Origin of the sequence: Mucilaginibacter sp. L196 (genome assembly GCF_009765905.1) — a bacterium.
GTDB lineage: Bacteria > Bacteroidota > Bacteroidia > Sphingobacteriales > Sphingobacteriaceae > Mucilaginibacter.
In genome coordinates, this window is sequence record NZ_LMUO01000006.1 from 284,424 (window position 1) to 311,401 (window position 26,978).

The 26,978-nt window shown below is 40.3% G+C and carries 22 protein-coding genes; 9 read left to right on the top strand and 13 right to left on the bottom strand.

What is annotated here, in order from left to right:
* The 4 genes from GSQ74_RS02320 to GSQ74_RS02335 all read right to left on the bottom strand — a co-directional run bounded on the left by GSQ74_RS02320 (position 1) and on the right by GSQ74_RS02335 (position 4,844).
* Positions 1–1,116 (bottom strand): TlpA disulfide reductase family protein, encoded by a 1,116-nt coding sequence (locus GSQ74_RS02320; RefSeq protein ID WP_158989633.1) that lies wholly within the window; start codon positions 1,114–1,116, stop codon positions 1–3.
* Between the two features lie 102 nt (positions 1,117–1,218).
* On the bottom strand, positions 1,219–2,358 hold the full coding sequence (locus tag GSQ74_RS02325; protein WP_158989635.1) for a TlpA disulfide reductase family protein: 1,140 nt from the start codon (positions 2,356–2,358) through the stop codon (positions 1,219–1,221).
* A gap of 66 nt (positions 2,359–2,424) precedes the next feature.
* On the bottom strand, positions 2,425–3,606 hold the full coding sequence (locus GSQ74_RS02330; RefSeq protein WP_158989637.1) for a TlpA disulfide reductase family protein: 1,182 nt from the start codon (positions 3,604–3,606) through the stop codon (positions 2,425–2,427).
* Between the two features lie 53 nt (positions 3,607–3,659).
* On the bottom strand, positions 3,660–4,844 hold the full coding sequence (locus GSQ74_RS02335) for a formimidoylglutamase (protein WP_158989639.1): 1,185 nt from the start codon (positions 4,842–4,844) through the stop codon (positions 3,660–3,662).
* Between the two features lie 167 nt (positions 4,845–5,011).
* Here GSQ74_RS02335 and GSQ74_RS02340 point away from each other — a divergent pair, with 167 nt between their 5' ends.
* From GSQ74_RS02340 to GSQ74_RS02350, 3 genes are all read left to right on the top strand, one after another.
* Positions 5,012–5,980, top strand: coding sequence for an NAD-dependent epimerase/dehydratase family protein (locus tag GSQ74_RS02340; RefSeq protein WP_158989641.1), 969 nt, complete (start codon positions 5,012–5,014; stop codon positions 5,978–5,980).
* A 129-nt stretch (positions 5,981–6,109) separates the two neighbouring features.
* A complete protein-coding gene (locus tag GSQ74_RS02345; protein ID WP_158989643.1) occupies positions 6,110–7,402 on the top strand; it encodes an HAD-IB family phosphatase in 1,293 nt (430 codons plus the stop codon).
* A 76-nt stretch (positions 7,403–7,478) separates the two neighbouring features.
* A complete protein-coding gene (locus tag GSQ74_RS02350; protein WP_158989645.1) occupies positions 7,479–7,754 on the top strand; it encodes a hypothetical protein in 276 nt (91 codons plus the stop codon).
* On the opposite strand, the gene GSQ74_RS02355 is transcribed toward GSQ74_RS02350, so the two are convergent.
* Entirely contained in the window at positions 7,708–8,181 is a 474-nt protein-coding gene (locus GSQ74_RS02355; RefSeq protein ID WP_158989647.1) for a universal stress protein, read from the bottom strand. The two genes, GSQ74_RS02350 and GSQ74_RS02355, sit on opposite strands and share 47 nt — an antisense overlap.
* Positions 8,182–8,308: 127 nt before the next feature.
* On the opposite strand from GSQ74_RS02355, the gene GSQ74_RS02360 reads away from it, so the two are divergent.
* Entirely contained in the window at positions 8,309–9,271 is a 963-nt protein-coding gene (locus GSQ74_RS02360) for a tryptophan 2,3-dioxygenase family protein (RefSeq protein WP_158989649.1), read from the top strand.
* Positions 9,272–9,661: 390 nt separating this feature from the next.
* The gene (locus tag GSQ74_RS02365) at positions 9,662–10,726 is read left to right on the top strand and encodes a branched-chain amino acid aminotransferase (protein ID WP_158989651.1); all 1,065 of its coding nucleotides are present in this window, start codon (positions 9,662–9,664) and stop codon (positions 10,724–10,726) included.
* A 398-nt stretch (positions 10,727–11,124) separates the two neighbouring features.
* Here the strand turns inward: GSQ74_RS02365 and GSQ74_RS02370 are convergent, their stop codons facing one another.
* The 5 genes from GSQ74_RS02370 to GSQ74_RS02390 form a co-directional block, all read right to left on the bottom strand.
* Positions 11,125–12,282 (bottom strand): metallophosphoesterase, encoded by a 1,158-nt coding sequence (locus GSQ74_RS02370; protein ID WP_158989653.1) that lies wholly within the window; start codon positions 12,280–12,282, stop codon positions 11,125–11,127.
* 13 nt (positions 12,283–12,295) lie between these two features.
* A complete protein-coding gene (locus GSQ74_RS02375) occupies positions 12,296–13,480 on the bottom strand; it encodes a hypothetical protein (RefSeq protein WP_158989655.1) in 1,185 nt (394 codons plus the stop codon).
* A gap of 85 nt (positions 13,481–13,565) precedes the next feature.
* On the bottom strand, positions 13,566–15,017 hold the full coding sequence (locus tag GSQ74_RS02380; protein WP_158989657.1) for a hypothetical protein: 1,452 nt from the start codon (positions 15,015–15,017) through the stop codon (positions 13,566–13,568).
* 51 nt (positions 15,018–15,068) lie between these two features.
* Positions 15,069–17,960 carry a TonB-dependent receptor gene (locus GSQ74_RS02385; protein ID WP_158989659.1) on the bottom strand — a complete coding sequence of 964 codons (2,892 nt, stop codon included), beginning with the start codon at positions 17,958–17,960 and terminating at the stop codon, positions 15,069–15,071.
* A 397-nt stretch (positions 17,961–18,357) separates the two neighbouring features.
* Complete coding sequence (locus GSQ74_RS02390) at positions 18,358–18,639, bottom strand: ATP-dependent Clp protease adaptor ClpS (RefSeq protein ID WP_158989661.1); 282 nt, start codon at positions 18,637–18,639, stop codon at positions 18,358–18,360.
* Between the two features lie 150 nt (positions 18,640–18,789).
* Here GSQ74_RS02390 and GSQ74_RS02395 point away from each other — a divergent pair, with 150 nt between their 5' ends.
* Entirely contained in the window at positions 18,790–19,647 is an 858-nt protein-coding gene (locus tag GSQ74_RS02395) for a hypothetical protein (protein ID WP_158989663.1), read from the top strand.
* A 124-nt stretch (positions 19,648–19,771) separates the two neighbouring features.
* On the opposite strand, the gene GSQ74_RS02400 is transcribed toward GSQ74_RS02395, so the two are convergent.
* Entirely contained in the window at positions 19,772–22,486 is a 2,715-nt protein-coding gene (locus GSQ74_RS02400) for a carboxypeptidase regulatory-like domain-containing protein (protein ID WP_158989665.1), read from the bottom strand.
* Between the two features lie 67 nt (positions 22,487–22,553).
* The gene (dcd, locus tag GSQ74_RS02405) at positions 22,554–23,090 is read right to left on the bottom strand and encodes a dCTP deaminase (protein ID WP_158989667.1); all 537 of its coding nucleotides are present in this window, start codon (positions 23,088–23,090) and stop codon (positions 22,554–22,556) included.
* A gap of 72 nt (positions 23,091–23,162) precedes the next feature.
* Between dcd and GSQ74_RS02410 the strand changes: the two genes are divergently transcribed.
* The 3 genes from GSQ74_RS02410 to GSQ74_RS02420 are packed head-to-tail and all read left to right on the top strand — an operon-like array spanning position 23,163 to position 25,277.
* Entirely contained in the window at positions 23,163–23,819 is a 657-nt protein-coding gene (locus tag GSQ74_RS02410) for a 4'-phosphopantetheinyl transferase superfamily protein (protein WP_158989669.1), read from the top strand.
* Positions 23,809–24,546 carry a lipoyl(octanoyl) transferase LipB gene (gene lipB / locus GSQ74_RS02415; protein ID WP_158989671.1) on the top strand — a complete coding sequence of 246 codons (738 nt, stop codon included), beginning with the start codon at positions 23,809–23,811 and terminating at the stop codon, positions 24,544–24,546. Before GSQ74_RS02410 ends, lipB begins: the two co-directional genes overlap by 11 nt.
* On the top strand, positions 24,543–25,277 hold the full coding sequence (locus GSQ74_RS02420) for an SGNH/GDSL hydrolase family protein (RefSeq protein WP_158989673.1): 735 nt from the start codon (positions 24,543–24,545) through the stop codon (positions 25,275–25,277). Before lipB ends, GSQ74_RS02420 begins: the two co-directional genes overlap by 4 nt.
* 184 nt (positions 25,278–25,461) lie before the next feature.
* On the opposite strand, the gene GSQ74_RS02425 is transcribed toward GSQ74_RS02420, so the two are convergent.
* Positions 25,462–26,889, bottom strand: coding sequence for an L-serine ammonia-lyase (locus GSQ74_RS02425; RefSeq protein ID WP_158989675.1), 1,428 nt, complete (start codon positions 26,887–26,889; stop codon positions 25,462–25,464).
* Positions 26,890–26,978 lie beyond the last annotated feature (89 nt).

Here is a 26,978-nt window from a genome sequence, read left to right on the forward strand (position 1 = left end):
TTACTTTGCAAATAATTCAGCCAGTTTTGCAGATAGTTGCTCGCCATCAAGATCCCGGGCTATAATTTTCCCATCAGGATCGATCAGAAAATTCTGTGGCAACGCGGTAAGATGATATAAGCCTACAACTTTACTATTCCAAAACTTTAAATCAGACACCTGTGTCCAGGTTAGGCCATCATGATGGATTGCATTAAGCCATGTTTTTCTATCGTTTTGCTTATCTAATGATACACTAAGCACTGTGAAGCTTTTGTTTTTATACTGATTGTACGCCTTAACTACGCCAGGGTTAGATTCACGACAAACGGGGCACCATGAAGCCCAAAAATCAAGCAACACATATTTCCCTCTGAGTGATGAAAGAGCCACCTTTTGGTAACTGGTATCCGACAATTCAAAATCAGGTGCAATTTTACCAATGGCAACAGTATTCATTTTTTCCAATTCCTGTGCATAGGCTACACCCGCAGCGCTATTTTTCACTTCCGGAGTTAACAGATCGTAAAGCGCTTTAATGCCATCATAATCTGAATACATTGCATACGAATACAAAGCATCAAGACTTACTACAGATGACGGATTATCAATGATAAATTTTTTATTTACTTCTTCCCTTTCTGCTTCAAGCTTTTTATTTTTGAGTTCCAGATCTTTTAAAAATACCGGCGATTTCTTTTGCGCTTCTGTCGCACTTGTATCCATCGTTTCCAATTGCTCGTCACGGGTTTCTATGGGTTGTAGCAATGTTTTATAATGATCTTCGGTATTATTAGTTTTAGTACCCGTAATAACTGCCTTATCAAGTGATGAATCCCGGCAAGTGATTGATATATTACCCTCCTCTACATAAAATTTAACACCATTACTATAAGCATATGATGTGCCTTTTGTGTTGATGGTTAAATAGGCTTCGGCAGGCTGGTCTATTTGTCCATTAAATTCAAACTGACCATTATTTAAAATTGCTTTACCATTTATCGCTCCATTGTATATTAAAAATACGGTTGCCGGATTATTTAAATCAGCAATTTTTCCCTTAATAGTATACGTTCCTTTTTGAGCAAAAACTATAGTCGGCAGACATAAACAAAGGATAACTAATATTTTTTTCATGTAACGAAGGTGATAAGTGATGTAAATATAGATTAAAAAACAAAAGTCCGAAAGCTAAACACTTTCGGACTTTTCTGCCTTATCGGAATTCGGATTTAATGATTACATCGTCCCGAATATCTCGCCTAACTTCTTTTCCAATGCATCACCAAAAAGATCTTTGGCAATAATTTTACCGCTCGGATCGATCAACAGATTTTGTGGGATGGCTTGTATACCATATAGTTTGGCAGCATCATTATCCCAAAATTTCAAATCGGATACATGGTTCCATGCTAAACCATCTTTGTGGATAGCTTTCAACCAATTGTCTTTTTTGCCCGGGCGATCCAAAGAAACGCTTAGTATAGTGAAGTTTTTCCCTTTATAAGTATTGAATGCTTTTACCACATTCGGGTTCTCTGCACGGCAAGGGCCGCACCATGATGCCCAAAAATCAAGCAATACATATTTGCCTTTAAATGATGATAAGCTAACCATTGTACCATTGGTATCAGGCTGAGCAAAATCAGGAGCCATTTCCCCTACCGATACGCTCTTAATTACATCTAAATATTTTTTGTATTTCACACCTGCATTGCTGGCGCGCAAAGCCGGAGAAAGTTTTTCAAACTCAGGGGCTAACTGTGTGTAATTAGGATATGGGCCGCCCATACCTCTTAATGCTTGTAAGCTCATGTATGAATCAGGATTAGCCTGGATATACAATGAATCCAATGCCCTTTCCTTTACAGAGATGGAATCTTCCTTTTTATCAATATAATCATTAAATTCTTTGGTGCGTTTCTCACTTGGCGTTGCTTCGTATTCGGCATCTAATGCTTTATTCGCATCAGCAATTGACCTTGTATAAACTTTAAATTTCTGATTATCCTCGTTAACCTTAGTACCGGTTACTTTAGCTTTTGATAAAGAATCGGCACTTTTAATATCGGTTGTTCCATTTACTAAATAAACAACCAGCACGTCTTGCTGTACCTTTCTATCTAAATTTTGGATGCCAACACCTTTGTAATCTACAACAATACTTGCGTAGGTAATATCTTTAACCTGGCCTTTAAAATCAAAAGCACCATTTTTTACAGCAGATGAATCTGTAATGGTGTTGGTGCCTTCGCGATAAGTTAAAAATATTTTAGCAGGCGCATCTATTGACCCAACTTTACCTTTTATCACAAAATTTTCCTGGGCAAATAGCAAAGATGGCGCTGCTACCAACGCCAATAGAATTAGTTTCTTCATTTAATCAATAATAATTACAGTCAGTGGGGTACTGCTTGTAAAAATAATAAATAATTGATGTGATGCTTACTTTTTGTCAAATATCTCCGTCAGCTTGGCGTCAAGGTCGCTACCACGCAAATCTTTGGCTATTATCTTGCCATTGGGGTCAATCAGGAAGTTATGGGGGATTGATTGTACAGCATATAGTATAGCCACCTTATTATTCCAAAAGTTAAGGTCTGATACCTGTGTCCAGGTTAAGCTATCGGTTTTTATAGCAGCTATCCAATTATCCTTAGCGTCAGCTTTATCAAGCGAAACACCCAGAACGGTAAAGTTTTTTGACTTGAACTTGTTATACGCTTTTACCACGTTTGGGTTTTCCTGGCGGCAAGGGCCGCACCACGATGCCCAAAAATCAATCAGTACATATTTCCCCCTGAATGATGAAAGAGAAACGGGATTACCATTCACATCATTTTGTGTAAATTCAGGAGCAACGGCACCTAACTCTGTAGGTTTTAAGGCGTCAATTGATTTTTTAATCATTTTTCCGCCCTCCATATCCTTTAAATTTTGTGAAAGGCCATTGTATAGAGGCTCCAATTCAGATGGGTCCATTTTAGGGCCCAATGCGCTTAGCGCAAGTAAACTTAAATAGCTTTTAGGGTTTTCCCTGATGAATTTTTCAAGCGATGCGGTCTGTTGCAGCTCCAAATCCTTGCGCTTAGTTTCCATGCTGCTTTGAAAATCAGGAGAGTTTTGCTGATCCTGCGTTGCCGAATTTGCTTCAGTATATAATTTCTGGGCAGCCAGTTGGATTGGCCTTAGTTGGGCCATCAGTTTTTTATTATCATCATTAATTGGCGAGCCGGTAATTACCGCTTTTGAAATAGAATCGGTACTGGTAGCAACTGATATATTACCTTTTTCGATGTAAAAACTTAACGCATCGGTTCCTTTATCCAGGTTTGAAAAACCTACCCCTTTATGATCTATTAATAAAATAGCATTAGTTGGATTGATGATTGAGCCGGTAAAATCAAAATTACCATTCACAATAGCGGTAGAGTCGATAACATTATTCGCGCCTAAACGGTATATTAAAAAAGCTTTGGCAGGTGCATTTACATCACCCACTTTGATTTGCAATAAGAAAGATTGCGGCGTTTCGGCCACTGGTGTAGCTACTGAATGCGTCGCTGGCGTTTGTGCAAAAGCTAGCACTGGCAATAAAGCCAATATGGAAAAGAATATTTTTTTCATGAAAAACAAAAACTGTTAAACAGTGTAACGGTGAAAAACGAATAGAATTGTACTTACGTTAGTTTTTGGTAAGTACGCCACCAAAGATCAGGCATTTCGCCCGAAATGGCAATTTTATAATCATCGTAGCTGCAAGGCACTAAATGCGACCGCTCGTTTTTTGAGCCGCCGCTTGGGTAAGGCACCTGCATCCACCACCTGTCTGTTTTTTTGCTTTTTACAAATACCACCTCGTGGTCATCATGTTTAAGGCTGGTTTTATAGATCAGATATTGTGATTTGGGATTTAGCGGAAAATCCCTTTTGCGGTTATACACGCCATCAATAAAATACCATACCATCTGCGCCAGCAACATGGCAGTTTGCCCATTATTATCATAGGCGGGGTTGAACTCATAAAAACCGATAGAAGTAAGTTTATCATTAAAACCTGCATAGCGGCATATCTGACAAGCCTCCTCGGCATAAAAACCATTTGGAGTAGCGTTGGTATTACCCATTGCATCTGATGAGCGGATGGCGCTCATATCGAAACTCACCATATTGGCATTGCGGATAATCGGTTCGGCATAGGCAATTTGCCCGCTTAAATTACCGAGGCGATGTACATCAAAGTATAATTTTTCCATAACCCGTAACCCTGCCTGACTGGTAAAATAGGTTTGATAACCCAGGTTACTAAAGTTGAACAGGTAATTAGGTTCGTGCAAAAATATTTTATTGAGGTACGAGGTTGATGTAGTTTCGATGCTTTCAGGCGTAGTATCATCCTCCAGGTCAAAATGCGAGTCGATGATTACCAGATCAACTTTTTGCTCCAGGATTTCGTAACCCATGTATTGGGCATAGGTAAGATCCTGCCCGCCGCCTATTATTATTGGCAGAATATCTAATTTAATCAGCTCAGCAACCACAGTTTTTAGCGCGAAGTAGGTATCTGTAACTGTGGCCCCTGCTTTTATATTACCAAGGTCGACGATTTTTGTATTGTAACCACCTTCGTTTAATAAATATAATCTTTCGCGTACATAGTCGGGCGCTAAACCACAACCTGAATTGTTTACCGCATTCCTATCGTCCTGCACACCAACAATAGCGATGTCAAAAGATTTGTCGTCAAGCTCAGGAAAAGTATCGGTATACTGATTTATTTTATCACCCAAGTGGCTGGTGTAATATCCTTTTTTGGGGCTGATCTTTTCCAGATCAATAGGTGTAAAGAAATCAGATAACGACATATTGATGTGCAGATGTGAGGATATGCAAATATGCAGATTGTTTTGATAAATGAATATTTCATAGATTAATAAATTAATTTCATTTTGACTATCTGCACATCCGCACATTTACATATCTGCACATCCAAAAAATTCTGCACATTTGCACATACGCACATTAATAAAATATGATACTGGTTACAGGCGCTACAGGTTTTTTAGGTTCGGAGCTCGCCATGCAACTGGTAAATGCGGGTAATGCTATTCGCTGTACAAAGCGCAGTAGTTCGGTTATACCGCAAATGCTTATCCCCTACCACGATAAAATTGAATGGGTTAATGCCGACATGCTGGACATCTTTGCTTTGGAAGATGCTTTAGAAGGCGTAACGCAAGTGTATCATTGCGCGGCATGGGTATCATTAATGCAAAAGGACAAGCAAGCGATGATCCGTACCAATGTTACCGGCACAGCAAACATTGTGAACTTGTGTACCGAGCGTGGCATACGATTGCTGCACGTAAGTTCGATAGCCGCCATAGGCCAGGCATTGCCGGGTAAGCTGATTAACGAGAATACCCATTTGGATGAAACCAGTGAGGATGATGGTTATGCCATATCAAAACTGCACAGCGAAATGGAAGTGTGGCGCGGCATTGCCGAGGGCTTGGATGCGGTTATTGTAAATCCATCGTTAATCATCGGCCCAAACTCAGGCACTGCGGGAACAGGCCAATTATTTATCACAGTTCGCAAAGGGTTAAAATTTTACACGCAAGGCACAGGTGGTTTTGTTGATGTGGAAGATGTTGCCAAATGCATGATAGCCCTGATGAACAGCCAAATCACTAGCGAGCGTTATATTATAAGCGCGGAAAACATCAGTTATAAAAATATTACCTCCCAAATAGCGGATGGCTTTGGATTGGCACGGCCATCTATGCTGGCAAAACCATGGGTTATGGGCTTAGTATGGCGCAGCGCGACAGTGCTGGCTACTATTACCGGCCGCGATTCAAAGATGGATAAAGTTGCCGCCCAAACAGCATCATTGACTAACAACTATGATAACTCTAAAATTAAAGCTGCTATCGGGATTGAGTTTAAGCCGATTAGTGAGACGGTGAAAGAGGTGTGTGCGGCTTTGAAAAAATAGTATTAATATTGCAACAAATTAAGTCAGCAACGGCTTTTGTTAGAAAATCTTAACTGCCCTCTCGCTCATTTTTCGCACATTTGCACATCCGCATTTTTGCACATCAAAGTACAAGCTGCACACTACTCAATGGATCAATATTTTATTATCGACTTCGACAGCACATTTACGCAGGTTGAAGCTTTGGACGAATTAGCCCGCATATCTTTAAAAAATCATCCCGACAGGGAAAAAATATACCAGCAAATTGATGACCTGACGAACGCCTCTATGGAGGGCCGTTTATCATTCACTCAAAGTCTGGAAGCTCGTGTTAAATTACTGCAGGCCAATCGTGAGCATCTAAAACAGTTGATCACACATCTAAAAAAGAAGGTATCTACTTCTTTCTCACGCAATACTATCTTCTTTAAAAATCACCAGGATAAGGTTTTGATCGTGTCCGGCGGGTTTAAGGAATTTATTACCCCGGTAGTTACCGAGTATCATATCAAAAAGGAAAATATTTACGCCAACACCTTTATGTTTGATGATGATGGCAACATTATAGGTTATGATCGTGAAAACCCACTGTCGCAAGAAGGTGGCAAGGTAAAACTATTAAAAGAGCTTAACCTGCCGGGTGAGATCTTTGGTATTGGCGATGGTTATTCCGATTTCCAGTTAAAGGAATCGGGCATGATTAAAAAGTTCTTTGCTTTTACCGAGAATATCGAGCGTAAATCAGTTGCCGAAAAAGCGGATCACATTACGCCGAGCTTTGATGAGTTTCTATACATCAACAAATTGCCGCGTGCCATATCGTACCCCAAAAACCGCATAAAATGTTTGGTTGTGGGCGATATAGAGGAAGATGCCTTAGCGCAAATGCGTAAAGAGGGTTACAACATCCGTCAGCGTGAAAGCATTGAGGAAAAATACCTGGAAGAAGCCGGTATTTTGTTTTGTGATGAAGAAAACCAGCCAACACCCGAGCAACTGCAAAATGCAGGCAGGCTAAAAGTGATTGGTATTTTCGGAAAAATAAGCAGTCGCAAATTGGCTGAAGCGGCCTGCGAAAACGGTATTATTATTTTTGATGATCCTAAGCATAACCCCCGCAATGATGATTTTATCCCTAAACGGGTAATGGCATTTATGAACGAGGGTAAAACACATACCAGCTGCAATTTCCCCGATCTTCAACCTCCGCGTATTAACAACGCGCACAGGCTGATACATATCCACAAAAACGTACCGGGTATACTAGCCAAAATAAATGATGTATTTGCCCGCCATAACATTAATATAGTGGGTGAGTTCCTGGTAACCAATCCTCAGATTGGTTATGTAATTACCGATGTGGAATCGGGTTATGATACCCAGGTTTTAAATGAGTTGAAAGCTATTGAACAAACCATAAAATTTAGGCTATTGTATTAAGCATGTTACTGATTGATTGGGTTATATGATAAAAACAACAGTACATTTGTACTGAATTGACCTTTTATTATAACCAATGAATAGAAATGTAACCCTTGCCCGGATACGTTATAACACTGATAGTGACGGCGTTGAACAGTGTTGGCGATTGATTCTTGACGGCGAAGAAGTTTTAGTAGAATCTGTAAATATTCAGGCCCCGGTTTTTACATCGAGAGATTGGATTGAGCCTATCCGAAAATTTAAACATCATATTTCTGTAGAGCAATGCCATGTACATATTGACGAGGCAGGCATTGCGCTGATCACTCCCTCGTTGGCACCACCAGCACCGGTATCACCGAATGTTTAACAACATACTCAGCAATATTACTGGAGAATAATCGGTCAAGCCCAGAACGGTTATGCGTTCCAATTACAATAATGTCAGCTTTAAACTCACGGCTACAACTGAGGATGCCCTCGCCTGTAGAACCATACTCATTATAATGGCTTACCTGTAATTTGCCAGCATATTTTTGAGTTATATTTTCTATTATATTTTCCGACACCTGGGTTTGTGCATTTATGATGTTGTTATCCTCCGCTCCGTTTAAACCATATAAGGGTGTTCCTAATATTTCATTCGCACCGTTGATAGGCATTGATATAGCCACAGGTTCAATAATATTTACCAGGCCAACATGAGCATTAAGTGATTCGGCAAGATCAAATCCATATTTGGCGGCGGCTTCGGCATATTTGCTGTCATCAACACCTATTAATATTTTCTTTATCATGGCTGTGCTCTTTATACAATATGTCAACACACCAAACCCTGTTTTGTTGTAGTCACTTTACTTAATCATCATTTATAATTGAAGTTTTACCATCTCCATAAACAAACAAAACTTCCTACATTTGACTATGAATTTCTCTCCCGAAATTGAAGAGCGCCTGACCCGCCTACAAGAAAAATATGAAGCCATGGGGCAGGATATGCCTTCCTATTTAGACGGCCTGCTTTATGCTGATTTTTTAACCTATTGGGATTATATCCATCTGGATACCTTACTCAGCCTGCAAAGCCCTAAAACATCTTTCCCTGATGAGGAGATATTCATCATCTATCACCAGATAACCGAGCTTTATTTTAAGCTTGCATTGCACGAGTGTAAGCAAATTGTAACTGCGCAACCCTTAACCATCGACTTTTTCACGGCACGTTTGAAACGTATCAACCGTTATTTTGAGGCGTTGACCCACTCCTTCGAGATTATGGTTGACGGGATGGAAAAAGAGCAATTCCTAAAGTTCCGGATGTCGTTATTACCGGCAAGCGGATTCCAATCGGGCCAATACCGGATGATTGAGATATATGCTTCGGATTTCATCAACCTGGTAGCCAAAGATAAGCGCGAGGAATTGCGCAATGCCACCATTGAGGACCAGTTTGAGCATTTATACTGGAAATCAGGCGCTACGGAACTCGCCACCGGCAAAAAAACACTTACGTTAAAGCAGTTTGAACAGAAATACGCCAAAACCTTTATTGAGTTAGGCAGAGCAACAGTTGGCACTAATTTTAATGCTTTATTACAGCAGTTTAAACAAAGCGGGCAAACTACAACTCAACTGGAAGATGAGCTACGCCAATTGGATATTAATGTAAATGTTAACTGGCCGCTATCGCACTATAAATCTGCCGTGCGTTACCTTAACCGCGAGCCTGAAGAGATTAAGGCAACCGGTGGCACCAACTGGCAGAAGTACTTGCCTCCGCGTTTTCAGAAACGCATTTTTTATCCAAGTTTATGGAATGAGGAACAGGTAGAAAATTGGGGAAAGCATTGGGTTGATAAAGTACTGAAAGAGGTTAGTGGTTCATAGATTTTAGGCTATCTTTTGTAAGTGTACCACAATTTACGATTGACACACCTGGTACATTTGGCACACTTTTGACCCTAAAAACACCTTAAAAAGCACTAAAAATGCGGTTTTTACATTGCTTTTGAGGCCATTTTTTGAGTAAAAACGACCTTTTTTGCTTCAAAATCAACTAAAAAAACGCATTTTTTACCTATTTTTAACTCATTTTTGCATGAAAATTAAAGGTTCTTGCACTCATTTTTCACTCGTTTGAAACAGTTGCGTAACTATTCTACTGGTGATAATTGCTTTAATGTTTCAATCGCGGTACATGTTTAATAACTATTTTAACCACGCATTTTCAAACAAAAATTCCTACCTTGCCATTTTCGAAATTAATATCATAAGGCCATGACTGAGACACTGGACATCAAGATCACCAAGACACCGCATTCTCGCTTAGCAGAAACGGATTTTAACAACCTGCCATTTGGAAAAACATTTTCCGACCACATGTTTGTGGCTGATTATGCCGATGGCGAATGGAAGAATTTTCAAATAGTCCCTTACGGCGATGTCAGTTTAAGCCCCGCGATTTCATCATTACATTACGGACAATCATTTTTTGAAGGCATAAAGGCTTACAAACATGCTGATGGAACAGTATCTATCTTCCGTCCGGATAAAAACGCGCAACGTTTTAACAAGTCGGCAGAAAGGCTTTGTATGCCTACCCTGCCCGAAGATATATTTTTACAAAGTTTAGCCGCTGTTGTTGATATTGACCGCGACTGGATCCCTACACAACCTGATCACGCTTTGTACATCAGGCCGTTTATGTTCGCTACTGATCCGTTTTTGGGCGTAGCGCCATCAACCACCTATAAATACATGGTGTTACTTTGCCCGGTTGGACCATATTTTTCAAAAACCTTAAGGGTGAAGATTGAAAATCATTACACCCGCTCGGCCGAAGGTGGCATGGGTTATGCTAAATCATCAGGCAACTATGGTGGTAGCATGTTACCGGCTAAAAAAGCAACTGAAGAAGGTTTTGACCAATTAATTTGGACCGATGCCAAGAACCACGAGTTTGTGGAAGAAATGGGCGCGGCCAACGTAATATTTGTATTAGATGGCAAGGTGGTAACCCCATCAACCCGTGATACTATTTTGGATGGTGTAACCCGCGATACCGTTTTAACCCTTGCACGTGAGTGGGGTTACCCGGTAGAAGAACGCCGTGTATCGGTAGCTGAAGTTATTGAAGCAGCCAAAAATGGCAAGCTTGATGATGCTTTTGGCGCGGGCACTGCCGCAACCATCGCACCGGTTGGTTCTATCAGCCTTAATGGTGAGGAATACTTTTTAAATGATCCGAAAACACGTGAGTTTTCACAAAGGATACTAAAAGAAATGAATGCTATTAAATACGGAGATACAGCTGATACGCATGGCTGGAATTTTAATGTTTAATTACAATAACTCTGTAAGCAAAAAGCCATCCGTTATTAGCTAACGGATGGCTTTTTGCTTTAGATAGTTTTTACGTTATTATAAAATCAGGTATTTATACGTGTAGTTTAAGATGCGTTTTTGTGATAATTTAGCAGTGCCTAAACCTTATTAAATTAAAATTTGGCATAAAGAAAATGCCCCTTATTAATTTAATAAGGGGCATTTTCTTTAAACGCTGTTTTTAAACTTTTGTCATTCTGAGGAACGAAGAATCTTTAAAGGAGTTTAAACTATACAGATTCTTCGTTCCTCAGAATGACAATTTTAATTGCAGATAATCCAGGCACTCTTTAACTAGGAGATTGCGACTCTTCGCAGCAATAACGCTTTGTTTTTGTGTTTATATAAAATCTGTTTTAATTAACCTTTAATGATACGGTAGCACTTTTGCCAAAAACAATATTATTATCGGCACTTAAAGGCTTAGTATTCCACAAACATTCACGAACTGTAAGTTGCAGGGTTTGGGGATCGAGCGAAATCAATTGAAAAGAAACCTTGGTTTCATCTTTCGATGAATATTTGCCTTTCATAGGCGAATCAACCCTGAAAACATTTAGCGATACATCATTATCAGGGCCGTGATAGGTATAAAACTCATTCCAGTTGCTGTTGCCGTGGAAATAGGCTACAATATTACGATGCGCTTTTAAAAATTTCACAAAACCACGCTGTTCAATATCTGTAGCGCCATCATCCTTCTGTGCTTTATCCCCCTCTTTATAGTGCTCCGAAACTAAATTCTGAAACTTGTTTTTCTCCGTCATATTGTAGGGTGGAAGCGGGTTGGTAAAATGCTTCGCCTCGCACTCCGGCTGGTCATGCGTGAAAATAATTACCGGTGTGGTTGCAGCCACTGTATCCAGATCATGTTGCATCCATATACGTTCGGCAGAATCGGGCCAAAGGGTAATAAATTCAAAATGGATGCCTTTAATGTTGCGGGAATAATTGATCTTATCTACCGCATAATCATAATTATCGTTCGTTAATGGCTGGGCAGGTTTCAGCATCAGATTATATATGCCAACCATCGAGCTTGGATCGGTTACCGGGGACATAGGTTTTGGAAAACCGATTGCATTGCTAATATCATGATTACCCGGCACCATTAGTAAAGTAGCCGGATTTCCTTCAGCATCTTTAATAGTTAGGTGATGCATATAATCCGATTCAAATTGCGACCATGATACAGCGGCTGTTTGTACAGGTATATCCATACGATTAGCAATGTCGCCGCCTTCAATTACATAATTTATCCCACCAACTTTGTTCCCCGCGTTAATACCGCCATCGTTAGGTAATGTAAGATAAGGCAGCGTGCTTATTTGCTTTACCAGGGCAGCATTAACTACATGGCCTGTAACACCGGTATCACCCCTGAATTTATCGCGTGTTATGCCATAATGCGCATCCGAAGTAAAAACCATTTGGATAGTTTGGCTTAAAACTACTTTAGGGCATATCGCTATAAAAAGAAAGGCTATGATTATGCTTTTAAATTTATTTTTCATGGTTTGAATTTGATTAATTTTTTTCGGTTGGATCAGCAATACTATAAGCGTTCCGGTTTGCTTTGATCAGCAATTTAATAGATACCGGATATTTATTAGAAAATTGCCACAATGCATTAATAACAGCAGCCGGAGCTGAAGTATTTACTTGCGGGGTAGTGCTGTTTATATCCACTCCTATTCGCTTTCCATCGTTACCAATAGTAGTGTATGAATTTGGGATATATGACATATAATTTGAGCCTTTTACTAACCACGGCGATATAAAAATATGATCGTACCATGATTTCGCGCCACCACTTGTACCACACGAATTTGGCACGGTTGCTAAAGCCCTTGTTGTTGTTGTTAACTCTGCGGCGTAGGCGCTTGAATTATCTTCCCACTCGGCAGGGTATTTTACCGTTTTATCAGGATAAAATGGAGGGTCGCTCATCTGTTTGGTTGTGTCGGTTGATGTGATCACACTTTGATAACCGGCCTCATAACTATTGGCGGTATTAAAATCGCCCATGTTAATCAGGTTGGGGAAGTAAGCAAATTTGGCCCTAAGCGTTGCCATATAGGTTGATACCTGCATATCGCGTGTTGTACTTGGCGTGCCTGATTGTGTATGATTTACCACCACGTATAAGTAAGTAGTATCATGCGTGATAGCCAAATTAGGATCGTTATAATAGAGTTTGTAGAGGTCGAAATCAGTGATGTAAGGGTACAGTACTTCTGTTTTTACATAGGTTAACTTCTGCTTGTTATAAAACAATACAGACATGTTACTACCATCGGCAGTATTAGTGGGTGTTGCAATTGCAAATCGCCCCGGAAAATCGGCATTAAGTACGCTATCTCTTATATTATCGGCCAAATTATCCGGCAGGGTTGATGATAAAGGGAAGGCATTCATTTTTTCACAGCTTAATAAATCCGGCTGCGCATATTGAATAATTATTTTAAAATAACCGTTCAGCGTAGTGGTGCTTCCCTGGCAAAGGTCGCCGTAACTTAATACGTTGTAAGCCATAACTTTCAATGTATCGGTTTTATCAACCGTATTTGGAAGTGGTGGCCCGGGTGTAACTACTACAGGAGTAGTTGGTGTTGTAGTAATTGTTTTAGGGGAAGTTTTAGGAGATTTTGAGCAAGCTGCCCAAAAAAATATTGTTGAAATTAAAAAAACTACTGTTGCTTTTGCTTTCATCCTGTTGTTTAATATGGGGTATTATACGCTTAAATAAACAAAGGCAGCTACGGTATGTAGCTGCCTTTGTTATAAAAATTACTGATTAGTGTTGGTTACCTGAACCATTTGACTGGTAGCAACCCATATCTTTACCCGGAGCAGTAATACCGCTTGAACCAAAAGTTGGATCAATTATAATACCTGCTGTAATAGGGTTAAATGATGTTGTTCCTTTTCCGATAGCCGGTGAACTTGATTGAAGGCGGAAGTTATAGCTATCAACTGATGCCTGAGTAACCCAGAAGTTAGCAGGAGCCGGAAGTGGATAATCAACAAACATTGGGTTGTTTTCACCTACTAATGAAGCACCGTTATAAACTTCGCCAAATGTATATGCACCGGGTAAAACAGTTTGAAGGAAAGCAACCATGTTTGGAATATCAGTAGCTTCAGGATGTGTAACTACCGGCTGAGCAACGCTTGTAGGCACAAACTGACCAGCCATAGCAGCGTTATCAGCATAATTGAAATTATAGCCATAAGCTGTTTTAGGGAATAATAATGAAGTACTGGTAGTAGTATCGGCTAAATAAACTTTAGCACCACCCGGGCCACCTGCAATACGTACACCAAAGTTACAATCAACAATAAGATTATTGTAAACTAATGCTCTTGAGTTGTTTTCTATCTCAACAGAACCACTTCTTGCACCGTAAACACCTGTGTTTCTGAAACCATCGTTCACATAGGTATTGTTGTACATAGTAAACTGGCATGGGCCTGCAGTTGTACCATCACTAGCGGTTTTTGTACCGTTGGTTGCACCACCGATAATAAGGTTATAAGCCATGTTACCAACTGAGCTACCTTTAGCGTTGAAACCATCGCCACCAGTGTTACCAGATTTCTCAACTGTGTTTCTCATGATGTTATATGTACCACCGTAAAAACGGGTAATATCATCAGGAGTACCATAAATCCATGAATCTTCCAAAATGAATAATCCATTTGGATTTTCAAAATACAGGATGAATTGCGAACCGGCTTTTAAGCCCGAAGTAGTTAGGAAAGGAAGTGTTTTTAAAGCCGCGCCGCCAAAATCAAGGTGGGTGTATTTAACAACAACCAACTTAGCTGATGCACTGCTGTATATACCACCCCAGCCACCATTGTAAGCTGAATCGGTACCTACACTGGATGGACCTGTAGTTTTAACCCTGCGTGGGTCTGTTATAGTTATAGGATCGGATTTAGAGCCTAAACTGATAAATATACCATTGTTGATGATATTAGCACCATTTGTCATGTTAAGCTTTACACCTTGTTGTATCAAAAGGGTATCACCTGCATTTATGGTAATATCGCCGGTAACAGTGTAGGTTTGGTTAGCAAGCATAGTACCTTTATAATTACCTGCAGGCAAACTACCTGTGTTGCTAATTGGTTTACCGATTTGCACCAATGGTGCAGATACGACAGCTTTATCTGAGCCTTTACCGCAAGAGGCTAGTGCGAAAAGCGCCACACATAAAGAAAGAATTTGTAAATTTTTCATAATGATGATTGAATTTTTGTTTTATTATTTTGGGGTTTATGGACTTGAGAATTAAAATTTATACTTGGCACCTAAGCTATATCTCGCGTAAAACTGGTCATATTCAACAGTGGTATAATTAGGGCTTTCCTGATGTGCATATTTTAACAATCCGCTGTAATCAGTCGCGTTGTTCTGCTTTAAAAACAGCTCGTAAGGAGTGTTTAAAAGGTTATTAGCTTTTACATATAGTATAAAGTGTTTGCCGATCTTCTTCTGGGCCGAAAGATCAAGATAGGTGGATGCCTTTTCCCAGGTATCAAGGTCATAGTATTCTGATACTGAAGAAATTCTTTCACCGGTATAGGCTAATGATACCTGGGCATCTATACCATTTTTTTGATCTTTATATAATAACGAGAAGTTACCAATGTTGGCGGCCTGGCCTTGAAGTGGCCTGGTTTGATTAATACTGGCAAGGTCCTGGTCTCCTATCTGTATTTTCTTTAAAGTAGTAATCTCCGAGTTGGTGTAGGTATAATTAACAGACACACCAACGTTTCCAAAAAACTTTTTGGCCACAAATTCTGCACCGTAATTATGCGCGTTACCCAAATTCTCAGGTGTGTACCCAAAGCCATAAGGTGTCTCTCCAAGCACTCTTTCTATCGGATCTATCAGATATTTATAATAACTGCCTACCATAAATTCATCAAATACACCGGGAAAAAACTCATACCTTAAGTCATAATTATCTATTTTGGTATGTTGTAAATAAGGGTTACCTAACGACAAATAATTTTCGTCAATTGTGCCATCGGGGTAAGGCACGAAATCATTAAAGGCGGGCCTTAATATTGATTTAAAATAGGAAGCCCTTAATGCCTGATTATCGGTTATTGTATACTTAGCATTTATGCTGGGCAAATAATCTACATAAGTAATGGTTGCTGTTTTACCAGCGAATGTTGCAGGTAGATCTGAGAAGTAGTATTCATAGGTATGTTCTGCTCTTAAACCAAATATAACGTTCAATTTATCGCTTGCGGAATAATCAAGCATGCCATACCCGGCATATATATTTTCGGTAAAGTTGTATACGCCCGCGTCAGCTTGTGCCGAACCCTCAGCATTTCCCGGATTATTTGCGAAAGTGAAGACAGCGGCAGGAATTGTTGTATACAGTTCCGCATTGTCAGTACCAGGGATATAGGTATTGGGCAAACTATAAGTATCATTAAAGTTAGTTCTTGTTTTATGCCTGTACATACCACCGGCTGAGAATAGCGCTTTACGGCCAAAAATAGTGGTGTTATAGTGCAGGTTTAAGTACGGAGAAATATCCTTATCTGTATTACGTGTCCACTCCCTGGATTCATTTCCTACCGTTACCGGGCCATCAATTATATCAGGAGTAACAAATACCGAACTACCCGGAGAATTTGGATTAGGCTCGTTTTTACCATTGACTAAATCCGGGCTTGTTTGGTAAGATGTTTTAAACTCTGCTATATCAGGAAGGCTATGTTTAGCTTCAGAATTAGCTATTGTCCAGTCGAGTGAAAACTTTCTTGTTATTTTATGTTTTCCTTTTAACGTTATGTTGTAAATATTTTGCAGGTCGCTACGGGTTTCCGTTAAATTGTCAACACCATTAGTGGCGTCATAACCCTGGTAAGAATAACCACCATAAGTGGAAGTTTCGGTTTGGCGAACCCGGTATTGGTCCAATTGCAAATAGGTTGCAAACAAGTTTATGGAGTTATTATCATCAAACTTATAATCAATTGACGCGATAGTACCTAAGCGTTTAAGCTGAGTTGAATACTCACGATTATTTGAGCTTTGAAAAGCAGTTTCCTGATTTGGCGTTTGAGCATTTGGAGATGTTCCAACAGTATTAGATTGTTCAGCCACAAAGCTGTTCTCTCCCTGGTAAGAATTTTGGTAACTTCCTGAAAAGAGCACCCCAAGCTTATCATTTAAATACCTGTTACCAATAGTTAAGCTTGCATTACTATTAAGTGGAGCATTTGCATTTTTGGTTATCAGATTTTGATACGGGAAAGCACTTATAGGCGCATTAGCAAAGGGGGGTAATGATTCTCCGGGGGCTTTGCTGCGTACAGTACTTCTGTCAAAACTAGCAAATGGCCTGTCAAAAAATATTTGGCTGTAACCAGTGCCAAAATCACCCTCAACTTTAAGCCTGTCTGGCGCGGTTTTCATAACCAGGTTAACTACACCGCCCGAAGCATCACCTTCCATATCGGGCGTTAATGTTTTATAAACTTCAATCCGATCAACCAAACTGGCAGGGAAAATATCCAGTGGTATGTACCTATTTTTAGTATCCGGGCTTGGTATTTTAATGCCGTTTATTAGCGTAGTATTGTATTGTTTATCCATCCCCCGGATAATAACGTGTTGCGCATCGCCGGAACTACTTCGGTCAATTGATATGCCCGATACCCGTTGAAGCACATTTGAAACCAATACATCGGGCGAAATGGCTATTGATTGTGCAGAAACTACGTTAATGGTATTGTTGGAGTTTTTCTCATCTCCACGTGCCGATCTGTCGCTTTCCTTACTGGCATATTCAATTACGGCTACTTCATTAAGCGCGGTAGAGTTATCTAACATAACAACGTTTAATATAGCTATATGACCTTTTATGGCATCAACCGCATATTCCTTAGTTGTTTTGTAACCAACAAAGCTTACTTTTAAAATGTAGGTACCGGCAGGGATATTTTTAAAATCATAACTACCATCAAGTTTAACTGTGGTATTAAATACAGTGCTACCGTTTGCAATGTGTACGGTGGCACCGATTAGCGTTTCTGAAGTTTTAGCATCAGAAACATTTCCTTTTATAGTTTGCGCAGATGCAGAAAAGCAAAAAGCTGTAAAGAAAAAAAGTAATAAAAAAGAACGTTTAAATTGTATAGATATGGCCATTTAATAGGGGTTTTATGAGTGCTTTGTATTCCTTTTTGATAGCATTTTCATGCAAATACACACCGAAATTCTGTTTAAAAACTGAGCTTTTACTACAGTAATCATTTGTTAACACAATGATTTCTTGGAGTTAACAATGGAGGTTATGGCGGGATGATTTATTAATATTAAACTAAGATTATTTAACATTAAGGAGATATTGGAATAGGCAGACGAGCAAAAAAAGCTAGCACCTATACGCCGAAAAAATTTCACGGAGACTGTTTACTTGATGATCTTTTTTATAATTCCGCATTGTAATAATTGCAGGAATTGATACGGCAGTTTCAAACAAGCAGTATTTAATCACGAGCGTGATTAGCTTAGAAATAAGATTATAAAAGATAAAGGGATTAAATTATTCAACCGAAACGGTTAAACCTTCCTGCTGTAGAATTTTGCGGTATATCTCCATTTCATTAAATGAGCCTTCGAGTATGGCGCATTTGCCTTCGTTATGTACCTTCCATGCGATCTTCTCGGCTTGAGATTCCGAATAATCCAGGTATTTCATCATGCAATAGATAACATGATCGAAACTGTTAACGTCATCGTTCCATAAAATAAGGCGGTGTAGTTCTTTTAAACTCGCAAGTAGCTCTTCGAGTGTAAATGTATCTTCCTGTACTTCGGTTGGCATATGTAACTGCAAAATTACTTAAAAAGTATAATAAAACGTTTAAAATTGTGTTGGAAAATGGTGATTACTGATTAGGCGCGATAAACCTAAGCTAAAACTTATACGCGATATAAAACTTATCAATATTACCCTTTAAAAATCCCCTGATATATGAAAAAATCTTCTGTAGTTTTTATTGCCGGTTTAGCCTTACAATTTATTATAACAACAGCTTGTAAAGCCCAGGCACCTTCGCCACAATATCATTTAAAGGCAGCGCCGGTAAATATAGTTGTTGATGGCAGTATAAAAGAATGGGGAGACAGCCTAAGCTACTACAGCCCCGAAGAACGATTAAATTACGCCATTACAAATAGTAAAGACACGCTTTATTTGGCCGTAAAGATTTATGACCGGTCAGAAATAATGCGGGTTTTAAATGCGGGGCTAACTTTTATCATCGACCCAAAAGGAAAAAAGAAAGAAACTTATAGTTTAACCTACCCTTTAAATGTACAAGGCGGCAGCAGTATCCCTTTTAACCGCAACCCGGGCGAAAACGAAGAAGTTAGCCAGGAAGAACGCAACGAGTTATTACAGGAAAAGCTAACACGGCTACGCGGAATAAAAGTTGTTGGCTTTAAAGATATTGAAGATGATATGATCACCACATCAAATTCATACGGCATACAAACCGCGGTTAATTATGATGAAGCCGGAAATTTAATTTATGAAGAAGCCATCCCTTTAAAGTTTTTTCATGCTGATAATAAGGCCGAGTGGGCATTTAATATCAGGATAAATGGCATACAGCGCCCCAAACCTACCGATGACAGCAATGGTGAAAGCGGTAGTGGTGGTGGAAGAAGTGGCGGCGGAGGCGGTATGGGAGGCGGAGGCGGCATGGGTGGTGGCGGCGGCCGACATGGCGGCGGCGGCAAACGTGGCGGCGGACCAACCAGCAATGAAGCCGGTGGCGAAATGGCTAAGAGTGTAGACTTTTGGGGGAAATTTTATTTAGCTCAATAAATTGGGTTAAAACTAATTTGAGCTACAATATATAAGAAGCTATCTAAAAACTATTGAATTTAGATGGCTACTAAGTAAAAAGGCATCCGGATTTAAATTCCAGATGCCTTTTTTGTTGAATTTGTTACTGCACTTTGTAACGGTAAACCTGCCGGGCAAGGTTGCCATAAGCATCAATACCTTCAATAATTACCCGGTAATTACCTTTGCTACCCGCGTTAAAATATTCAAAGGATGCATTACCGCTTTTATCCGTCGCAATATTAGAGTTCCAGTATATGGTTGAGCGCTGATCGGCAACGGCTTGATTAGTTTTTGGATCATCATATTGCGGAGAATAAAACATCCGTATTTTGCTATAGCCTATTGGCGTATAGGCAACTATACCGGGTATAGGCTCATTGTAGCGTGCTTTATTCAACTCATCACCTGTTTTTGATGTCAATACAATAACACCACCCGGGCCCGCCTGTGATCCATATATACTCATATAGACTCCTGTCCGCAAAACTTCTATACTGCCAATGTCATTCATGTTTACGATATTAAATTCATCGCTTGATATAAAAACACCATCCAGGTTTACTGTCATCATACCTCCCCGCGTTGAATATGGCACCCCGTTACGAAAAACCACGCCGAAAAGCACTCCCTGTAAGCATTGATCTAATGAAAAACATCCAAGAGGGATCTGATCACCAACTAATACCTGGTCGGCATTGCCGGGGCCATTTAAGTTTGACGAATTTTTAAGTCTGATTCTTTTATCTGTAATTACTACTTCTTGTAATACGATGGTATGTTTAGCAAGACCATATTTAAGCTGTTGGTTAAACAGGTCCTTACTGCTTTGCACATAATTAGATAGTCCATCATAAATATTAACCTGTACATCGGCCGCGTTTTTATCATGAGTTGCATCTTGTGGTATTACATCATCAAGCACTATATTTACATTCCTGCGGTCTTTACCTGTTCGGGCTTGTATTACAAACTTTATACTATCGGGGAATGTCAGGTTGTTAAAAGCAAATCGTCCGTTCGCATCGGTAAGTGTGTCGGTAAAAAAGGTTCCATGACCGGTTGAAAACAGCGTTACCTTACCATTAGCCACCGGCTTACCACTTAATGTGGTTATATGCCCACTTATCCGCAGTGTTTTTTCGGGTTGATATACAGCCTCGGGCAAATCATCATTTAATACCTTTTTCCACTCAAACCTATGATAGCCCTGTGTAAGCATCAGCACATCCATATCAGCTTGTGTTTTTTCGCTTACATTATTAAAATAATAATTGGGTTGCTCTACGTAACCCCGCAAATCAGATGTTAGCAATAGGTTTGTTAATATGGTTGACGCGAAATTCTCATCCTGCGGCACTTTAGTTTCATCGGTAACCGCTACCGAGAAGCTACCAATAGCGGGTTTGGCATCTGAGGTCAGCGCGCTTAGCTGTATTTTTACTTTTTGGCCCGGCGCATAAGTCTTTTCGGCTTTCACATCCAGCTTAAGCTGGTCGTTATTCTGGATAAATACCAGCCGTTCATCCAGCGGCTCACCTTTTGATGAAAACAGGGTAAATTGTACAATACCTGATGGAAAACGGCTTTTATCCAGCGTAGCCACAAAACTTGATACCCCCGGATTACTTTTCGCGGCATAATAAACGTCGCCATCGCATTGCGCTATAAGGCTCAAGGTATCATTGGGGTCACTATCGTAAGTTTGCCTATTTGAAGTTATCTTTATGCTGATCTTGCTACTATCCTTGTTATCAATAGCTAAAACATAACCTTTATCAATAGCCTGTGGCAGAGCGATCGTGTTATCTGAACCATCAGCATAAAAAATATGAGCTTTATAGATTTTATTAGCCTGCGGATTGAGGGTGAACTCCCCCATTCCTAAGTGTTGACTGCTAAAAGTGGCTACTGCATTTCCCGCATCATCAGTAATCGTACCTTTTATATCAGTACCTAAACCATCGGCGCCCACGGCTTTAAACGCTATTTTTGATGTTACACCGGTAACTAAACTGCCACCTTCTGGAAAAAACTGTACATCAACATTGCCGGATGTAGCTTTAACCGGAAGCATTTTGGTTACCAGACTGTTTTTATCAATTTGGATGTTGGTAATGATCCTGCCCGAGCTGACAGGTTCTTTTAGTGTATTGGTAAAACTAAGGGAAATGTTGCCTTTATCGTCAGTAATGCCTTTACCCTTTGCAACTTGCTTTGGCCCCAGGTCTATATTGTATTTAACTTCTTTATTGGCGTAGGCTACCCCTTCAGGGTCGGTATAATTAATTGTGGCGTTTACCTTTTGCTGTCCGTTTTGGTTGGCAAAAGTATAGGCTACTCTCGCATTAACTTTATTATCAATAGTATTTACAATACTTATATGCTGATCGAAAAAATATTCGGGGCCAGCATTACGCATCCAGTTGGTGTAAGCGCGTATACGGTAATTACCTTCGGTCAAAGTATCCGGTAAAGCAAAATCGCCCCAGGTTAAACCGTCTATTAAAGGTAGTTTTATATGCTGTTTAACCGAATCTTTATCATCAATCAATTCCACGTTTAAAACGCCACTCAGGGTGGTTAGCTGATGCTGGCTGCCAAGGGTTACATAAGCTTTAAACCAAATATCATCGCCAACGGCATAATAAGGTTTATCCAATTGCAGGTAAACTTTTTCAACCGGGTTTTTAAGCACCCATTTATTAAGCTGAAGCGCTATTTTTTGAATGGGATAATTATCGGCAACAATAAAGCCTGCCAACGTAAAAACACTTACTGCTAACAGCAACCTGATAATTAACTTCCTGTGATTCATAATGGTACAGCAATTTCAGAAAAAAAAGGTTAGGTTTTAGTTTATAACAATACTGTTACAAGCACAGTTAAAATTTGTTCTTCCACATCATGCTTTCAACCGGGCGTGTGGTGGGGTTACTATATTTCGCATTGCTTTTTGTATTGTACATAGTTTCTATTTCGCCCTCAACAGCAAAATAAATTAATTGGCCTATGGGCATACCTGCGTAAATACGTACGGGTTGCGCGCATGATATTTCCAATGTCCAGGTATTGCAAAAGCCAACATCGCCTTTGCCGGCGGTGGCATGTATATCAATACCCAAACGGCCGGTGCTTGACTTGCCTTCTAAAAACGGGACATGCGCGTGTGTTTCGGTATACTCCAAAGTAACACCCAGGTATAGGGTATTGGTTTGTAAAACAAATCCTTCTTTGGGTATATCAAAATAATCAATCTCGTTATGCAGTTTGGCATCCAGTACCCTATCGCGGTAAGTTGCCAAATGCTTGCCTAAATGCACATCGTATGAGTTAGTGCCTAAACACGCGCGCTCAAAAGGTTCAATAATAATGGTGCCTTTATCTATTTCTTCGAGTATGCGTTTGTCCGACAATATCATAATATAGTAGTTATATGGCTAAATTATAATTATTTGACTTAAGTTTGCCATCCTTTTTGCAATTTTACTTTTATGGCAGTAGTATACCGGCATCGGGTTGATGATGATACAGAATTCGCGCTTTGGAAGATCGAGGAAAAAGCTGCCGATCTGTACAAACAATTACAGTTGGATGAGCAGGAAAAGGCTTATTTCGACAAGATTAGCGCCAGTAAACGCCACCTGCACTGGCTGGGCACCCGTGTGCTTTTACGTACCATGCTGCGTACCGATGAATACATCGACTGTAAAGTTGATGCGCATGGCAAGCCCTACCTGGTTAATTTGCCTTATCATATATCTTTTAGTCACTCGTTTGATTATGCCGCAGTGATGATCAGTAAAAATGGAACGGTGGGCATAGACATTGAATTGATAAAGGAAAAGGTTGAGCGCATTGCCAACAAGTTTTTGCAGGCCGATGAACTGGCTTTTATTGATAAGGATGAGCATCGCATACAACACCTGTATATTTGCTGGTGCGCCAAAGAGGCTATTTATAAGTGTTACGGCCAAAAGGAAGTATCATTTGTGGATAATATACATTTAACGCAATTTAGTTTTTCTGAAGCAGGTACGCTGAATGCCCGCCTGCATAAAGGTATTGTTGATAAAAACTATAAAGTTGAATACCTACAGTACGGGGATTATATGATAGGCTATGTGAAGGGAGAACCGGATGAAGAATAAACAGGTATTATTTGATGATTGGGGCCTGATTGATTATAAAGAAGCCTGGGAAAAACAGGAAGAAATATTCAACAGCACGGTTAAGTTAAAAACGGATATACGTAACCATCAAAATGCTATTATAGCTGCTGGTGAATTGCCTGATGAAGAAACTACGTTAACACCCAATTATCTGATATTTTGCGAGCATCCGCATGTTTATACTTTAGGCAAAAGCGGCAAGTTTGAACATTTGTTATTGGATGAACAAGGCTTAAAGGATAAGGATGCCGTTTATTACCCGGTAAACCGTGGCGGCGATATTACTTATCATGGGCCGGGCCAAATTGTGGGCTACCCGATACTGGATCTTGATAATTTTTTCACCGATATACACCTGTATCTGCGTACCCTTGAAGAAGCGGTAATACTAACACTGGCAGATTATGGTTTGCAGGCTGGCAGATACCCCGGCTACACCGGTGTTTGGTTTGATGCCGATAATGAACGCGCCCGTAAAATTTGCGCCATGGGCGTGCGTTGCAGCAGGTGGGTAACCATGCATGGTTTCGCATTAAATGTAAATACTGACTTGAGTTACTTTAATAACATGATACCCTGCGGTATTGATGACAAGGCGGTAACATCGCTAAAAGTAGAATTAGGTAAAGAAGTTGATATTAATGAAGTTAAAAAAATCCTTAAACACCATATTTCCGTATTATTCAATATGGAGATTAAAGGATGAGGACATTACAATTAATAATATTTTCGATAATCGCGTTTGCGGGGTGTACTAAAAAACCTGATATGACGGCCGGTAACAATTACACTAAAGATACTACTACTTTGAAAATAGTTAATACCGACACCATCAGATACCTGGCTCTAGGCGATTCCTATACCATAGGTGAAGCTGAGCCGCTTGCTGAATCCTTCCCATATCAGCTTACTGATACCTTGAAAAACTTAGGGTTCAAAGCGCAAAACCCGTTAATTATCGCCACCACAGGCTGGACCTCACTGGATTTGATCAGTGCAATTTCTGCACACGCTCCTTTACAAAACAACTACGACTTTGTCACCTTATTAATAGGTGTAAACGACCAATACCAGGGCGGTAGCCAAACCGCCTATCGCAGCAATTTTATACAGTTATTGCACACCGCAATAGCCTATGCTAAAGGGGATAAAACCCGGGTTTTTGTTTTGTCGATACCAGATTATGGGGTAACCCCTTTTGCCGGCGGCGAGGATGCAACTATAGGCCCACAGATAGATGCGTTTAATGCGATCAACTTGCAGGAAAGTTATAACGCCGGTGTAAATTACCTGGATATTACCGGCATATCCCGCGAAGCGGCAACAAACAGCGCTTTGATAGCACCGGATGGCTTGCATCCTTCAGCTTTGATGTACGCGCAGTGGGTAGCCAAGTTATTTCCCATGGTTATTGCAAGGATCAATAAAGCCAACTAAGGTTTTATAATAACATTCCATATGTGTTCAGAAGATGAGATTTGCTTCTTTGCTAATAATTTTTTGATAAAAAAGTAATTTGTCATGCTGAAGGATGAAGCATCTGTACGGGTGTAAACTACTTTACAGATTCTTCGCTATGCTCAGAATGACATTCCTTTTCTAATCTTCCAAACACCTATCATTAACACTCCGGCAAACTCAGCGGGATGTTTATGGCCAGGCCACCATCAGATGTTTCTTTGTATTTGGAGTTCATGTCCTGCGCGGTTTGCCACATGGTTTTCACTACGGCATCTAAGCTTACTTTGGCGTTCTCCGGGTTACTTTGCAGGGCCAGTTGTGAGGCTGTAATGGCTTTTATAGCGCCCATGGTATTACGTTCGATACAAGGCACCTGCACCAGGCCGCCTATAGGGTCGCAGGTTAAACCCAGGTGATGTTCCATGGCAATCTCTGCCGCCATTAATACTTGTCGCTGTGTGCCGCCCAAACACTCGGTTAAAGCAGCTGCTGCCATAGCTGATGATACACCGATTTCTGCCTGGCAGCCGCCCATCGCGGCCGATATAGTTGCGCCCTTTTTAAAGATACTGCCAACCTCTGACGCGGTGAATATAAATTGGATGATCTTATCATCAGTAAAACCATTGCAAAAACATACATAGTACATCAGCACAGCTGGTATAACCCCGGCCGCCCCGTTAGTTGGCGCGGTTACTACTCTACCGAAGGAAGCGTTCTCCTCGTTAATGGCCAGGGCAAAACAGCTCACCCAATCTAATATATTTTTAAAACCTTCGCCGGTTTGGCGTATGGCGCTTACCCATTCATCAAAATTATTGTAGGTATTACTGCCGATGAGTTTTTTGTTAAGATTTGCGGCACGGCGTGATACATTTAACCCACCGGGTAAATTGCCTTTGGTGTGGCTACCGCGATACATGCATTCCTTCATCACCCGGAAGATATTCAGCACACCTGATTTGGTTTCCTGCTCACTGCGCCAGGCCAGTTCATTTTCCATCACCACTTCGGAGATTTTCAGGCCTGTTTTCATGCACCAGTGCAGCAAATCGCCTGCAGTATCAATCGGGAACGGCAGGTCGACCTCATTTTTATTTTGGTTTCGCGCGCCCTCTTTAACCACAAAACCTCCGCCTATAGAATAAAATGTTGCAGATAAAGCTTTATCCCCCATTAACAATGCCTGAAAGGTTACCGCATTAGGATGGAACGGCAAGCTTTCGTTAAACAGGAAAAGCAGGTCATCATCAAATCTGAAATCAATTTGCGTGTTGCCTGCCAGCATTAATTTATGTGAGGTTTTTATGGAGTTGATCTTGGAGTCTATAGCGTTAACATCAAACGTTACCGGGTCATCGCCGCTGAGGCCTAACAGGATGGCTATATCGGTACCGTGCCCTTTGCCTGTTTTTGCAAGTGAGCCGTAGAGTAAGATCTTTATCCCCTCAACCAATTCTAAAGCTTGTTCCTGCTCCAGCATTTGAACAAATTGCTGTGCCGCCCGCCATGGGCCAAGCGTATGAGAGCTGGACGGGCCTATCCCGATCTTAAACATATCGAAAACGGAAATTTGCTCTCTTTGCATTGGGTCAGTTATGTTAAATTGGTCTCATCTCCACAGCTGTTCGGAAGATTAGATTTGCTTCTTTTCTAATGAATCTTTTATAAAAATGA

What these genes read in the sequence shown, in the direction of transcription:
- GSQ74_RS02320 (WP_158989633.1), bottom strand. Translation starts at nt 1,116, where the DNA reads ATGAAAAAAATATTAGTTATCCTTTGTTTATGTCTGCCGACTATAGTT.
- GSQ74_RS02325 (WP_158989635.1), bottom strand. Translation starts at nt 2,358, where the DNA reads ATGAAGAAACTAATTCTATTGGCGTTGGTAGCAGCGCCATCTTTGCTA.
- GSQ74_RS02330 (WP_158989637.1), bottom strand. Translation starts at nt 3,606, where the DNA reads ATGAAAAAAATATTCTTTTCCATATTGGCTTTATTGCCAGTGCTAGCT.
- GSQ74_RS02335 (WP_158989639.1), bottom strand. Translation starts at nt 4,844, where the DNA reads ATGTCGTTATCTGATTTCTTTACACCTATTGATCTGGAAAAGATCAGC.
- GSQ74_RS02340 (WP_158989641.1), top strand. Translation starts at nt 5,012, where the DNA reads ATGATACTGGTTACAGGCGCTACAGGTTTTTTAGGTTCGGAGCTCGCC.
- GSQ74_RS02345 (WP_158989643.1), top strand. Translation starts at nt 6,110, where the DNA reads ATGGATCAATATTTTATTATCGACTTCGACAGCACATTTACGCAGGTT.
- GSQ74_RS02350 (WP_158989645.1), top strand. Translation starts at nt 7,479, where the DNA reads ATGAATAGAAATGTAACCCTTGCCCGGATACGTTATAACACTGATAGT.
- GSQ74_RS02355 (WP_158989647.1), bottom strand. Translation starts at nt 8,181, where the DNA reads ATGATAAAGAAAATATTAATAGGTGTTGATGACAGCAAATATGCCGAA.
- GSQ74_RS02360 (WP_158989649.1), top strand. Translation starts at nt 8,309, where the DNA reads ATGAATTTCTCTCCCGAAATTGAAGAGCGCCTGACCCGCCTACAAGAA.
- GSQ74_RS02365 (WP_158989651.1), top strand. Translation starts at nt 9,662, where the DNA reads ATGACTGAGACACTGGACATCAAGATCACCAAGACACCGCATTCTCGC.
- GSQ74_RS02370 (WP_158989653.1), bottom strand. Translation starts at nt 12,282, where the DNA reads ATGAAAAATAAATTTAAAAGCATAATCATAGCCTTTCTTTTTATAGCG.
- GSQ74_RS02375 (WP_158989655.1), bottom strand. Translation starts at nt 13,480, where the DNA reads ATGAAAGCAAAAGCAACAGTAGTTTTTTTAATTTCAACAATATTTTTT.
- GSQ74_RS02380 (WP_158989657.1), bottom strand. Translation starts at nt 15,017, where the DNA reads ATGAAAAATTTACAAATTCTTTCTTTATGTGTGGCGCTTTTCGCACTA.
- GSQ74_RS02385 (WP_158989659.1), bottom strand. Translation starts at nt 17,960, where the DNA reads ATGGCCATATCTATACAATTTAAACGTTCTTTTTTATTACTTTTTTTC.
- GSQ74_RS02390 (WP_158989661.1), bottom strand. Translation starts at nt 18,639, where the DNA reads ATGCCAACCGAAGTACAGGAAGATACATTTACACTCGAAGAGCTACTT.
- GSQ74_RS02395 (WP_158989663.1), top strand. Translation starts at nt 18,790, where the DNA reads ATGAAAAAATCTTCTGTAGTTTTTATTGCCGGTTTAGCCTTACAATTT.
- GSQ74_RS02400 (WP_158989665.1), bottom strand. Translation starts at nt 22,486, where the DNA reads ATGAATCACAGGAAGTTAATTATCAGGTTGCTGTTAGCAGTAAGTGTT.
- dcd (WP_158989667.1), bottom strand. Translation starts at nt 23,090, where the DNA reads ATGATATTGTCGGACAAACGCATACTCGAAGAAATAGATAAAGGCACC.
- GSQ74_RS02410 (WP_158989669.1), top strand. Translation starts at nt 23,163, where the DNA reads ATGGCAGTAGTATACCGGCATCGGGTTGATGATGATACAGAATTCGCG.
- lipB (WP_158989671.1), top strand. Translation starts at nt 23,809, where the DNA reads ATGAAGAATAAACAGGTATTATTTGATGATTGGGGCCTGATTGATTAT.
- GSQ74_RS02420 (WP_158989673.1), top strand. Translation starts at nt 24,543, where the DNA reads ATGAGGACATTACAATTAATAATATTTTCGATAATCGCGTTTGCGGGG.
- GSQ74_RS02425 (WP_158989675.1), bottom strand. Translation starts at nt 26,889, where the DNA reads ATGCAAAGAGAGCAAATTTCCGTTTTCGATATGTTTAAGATCGGGATA.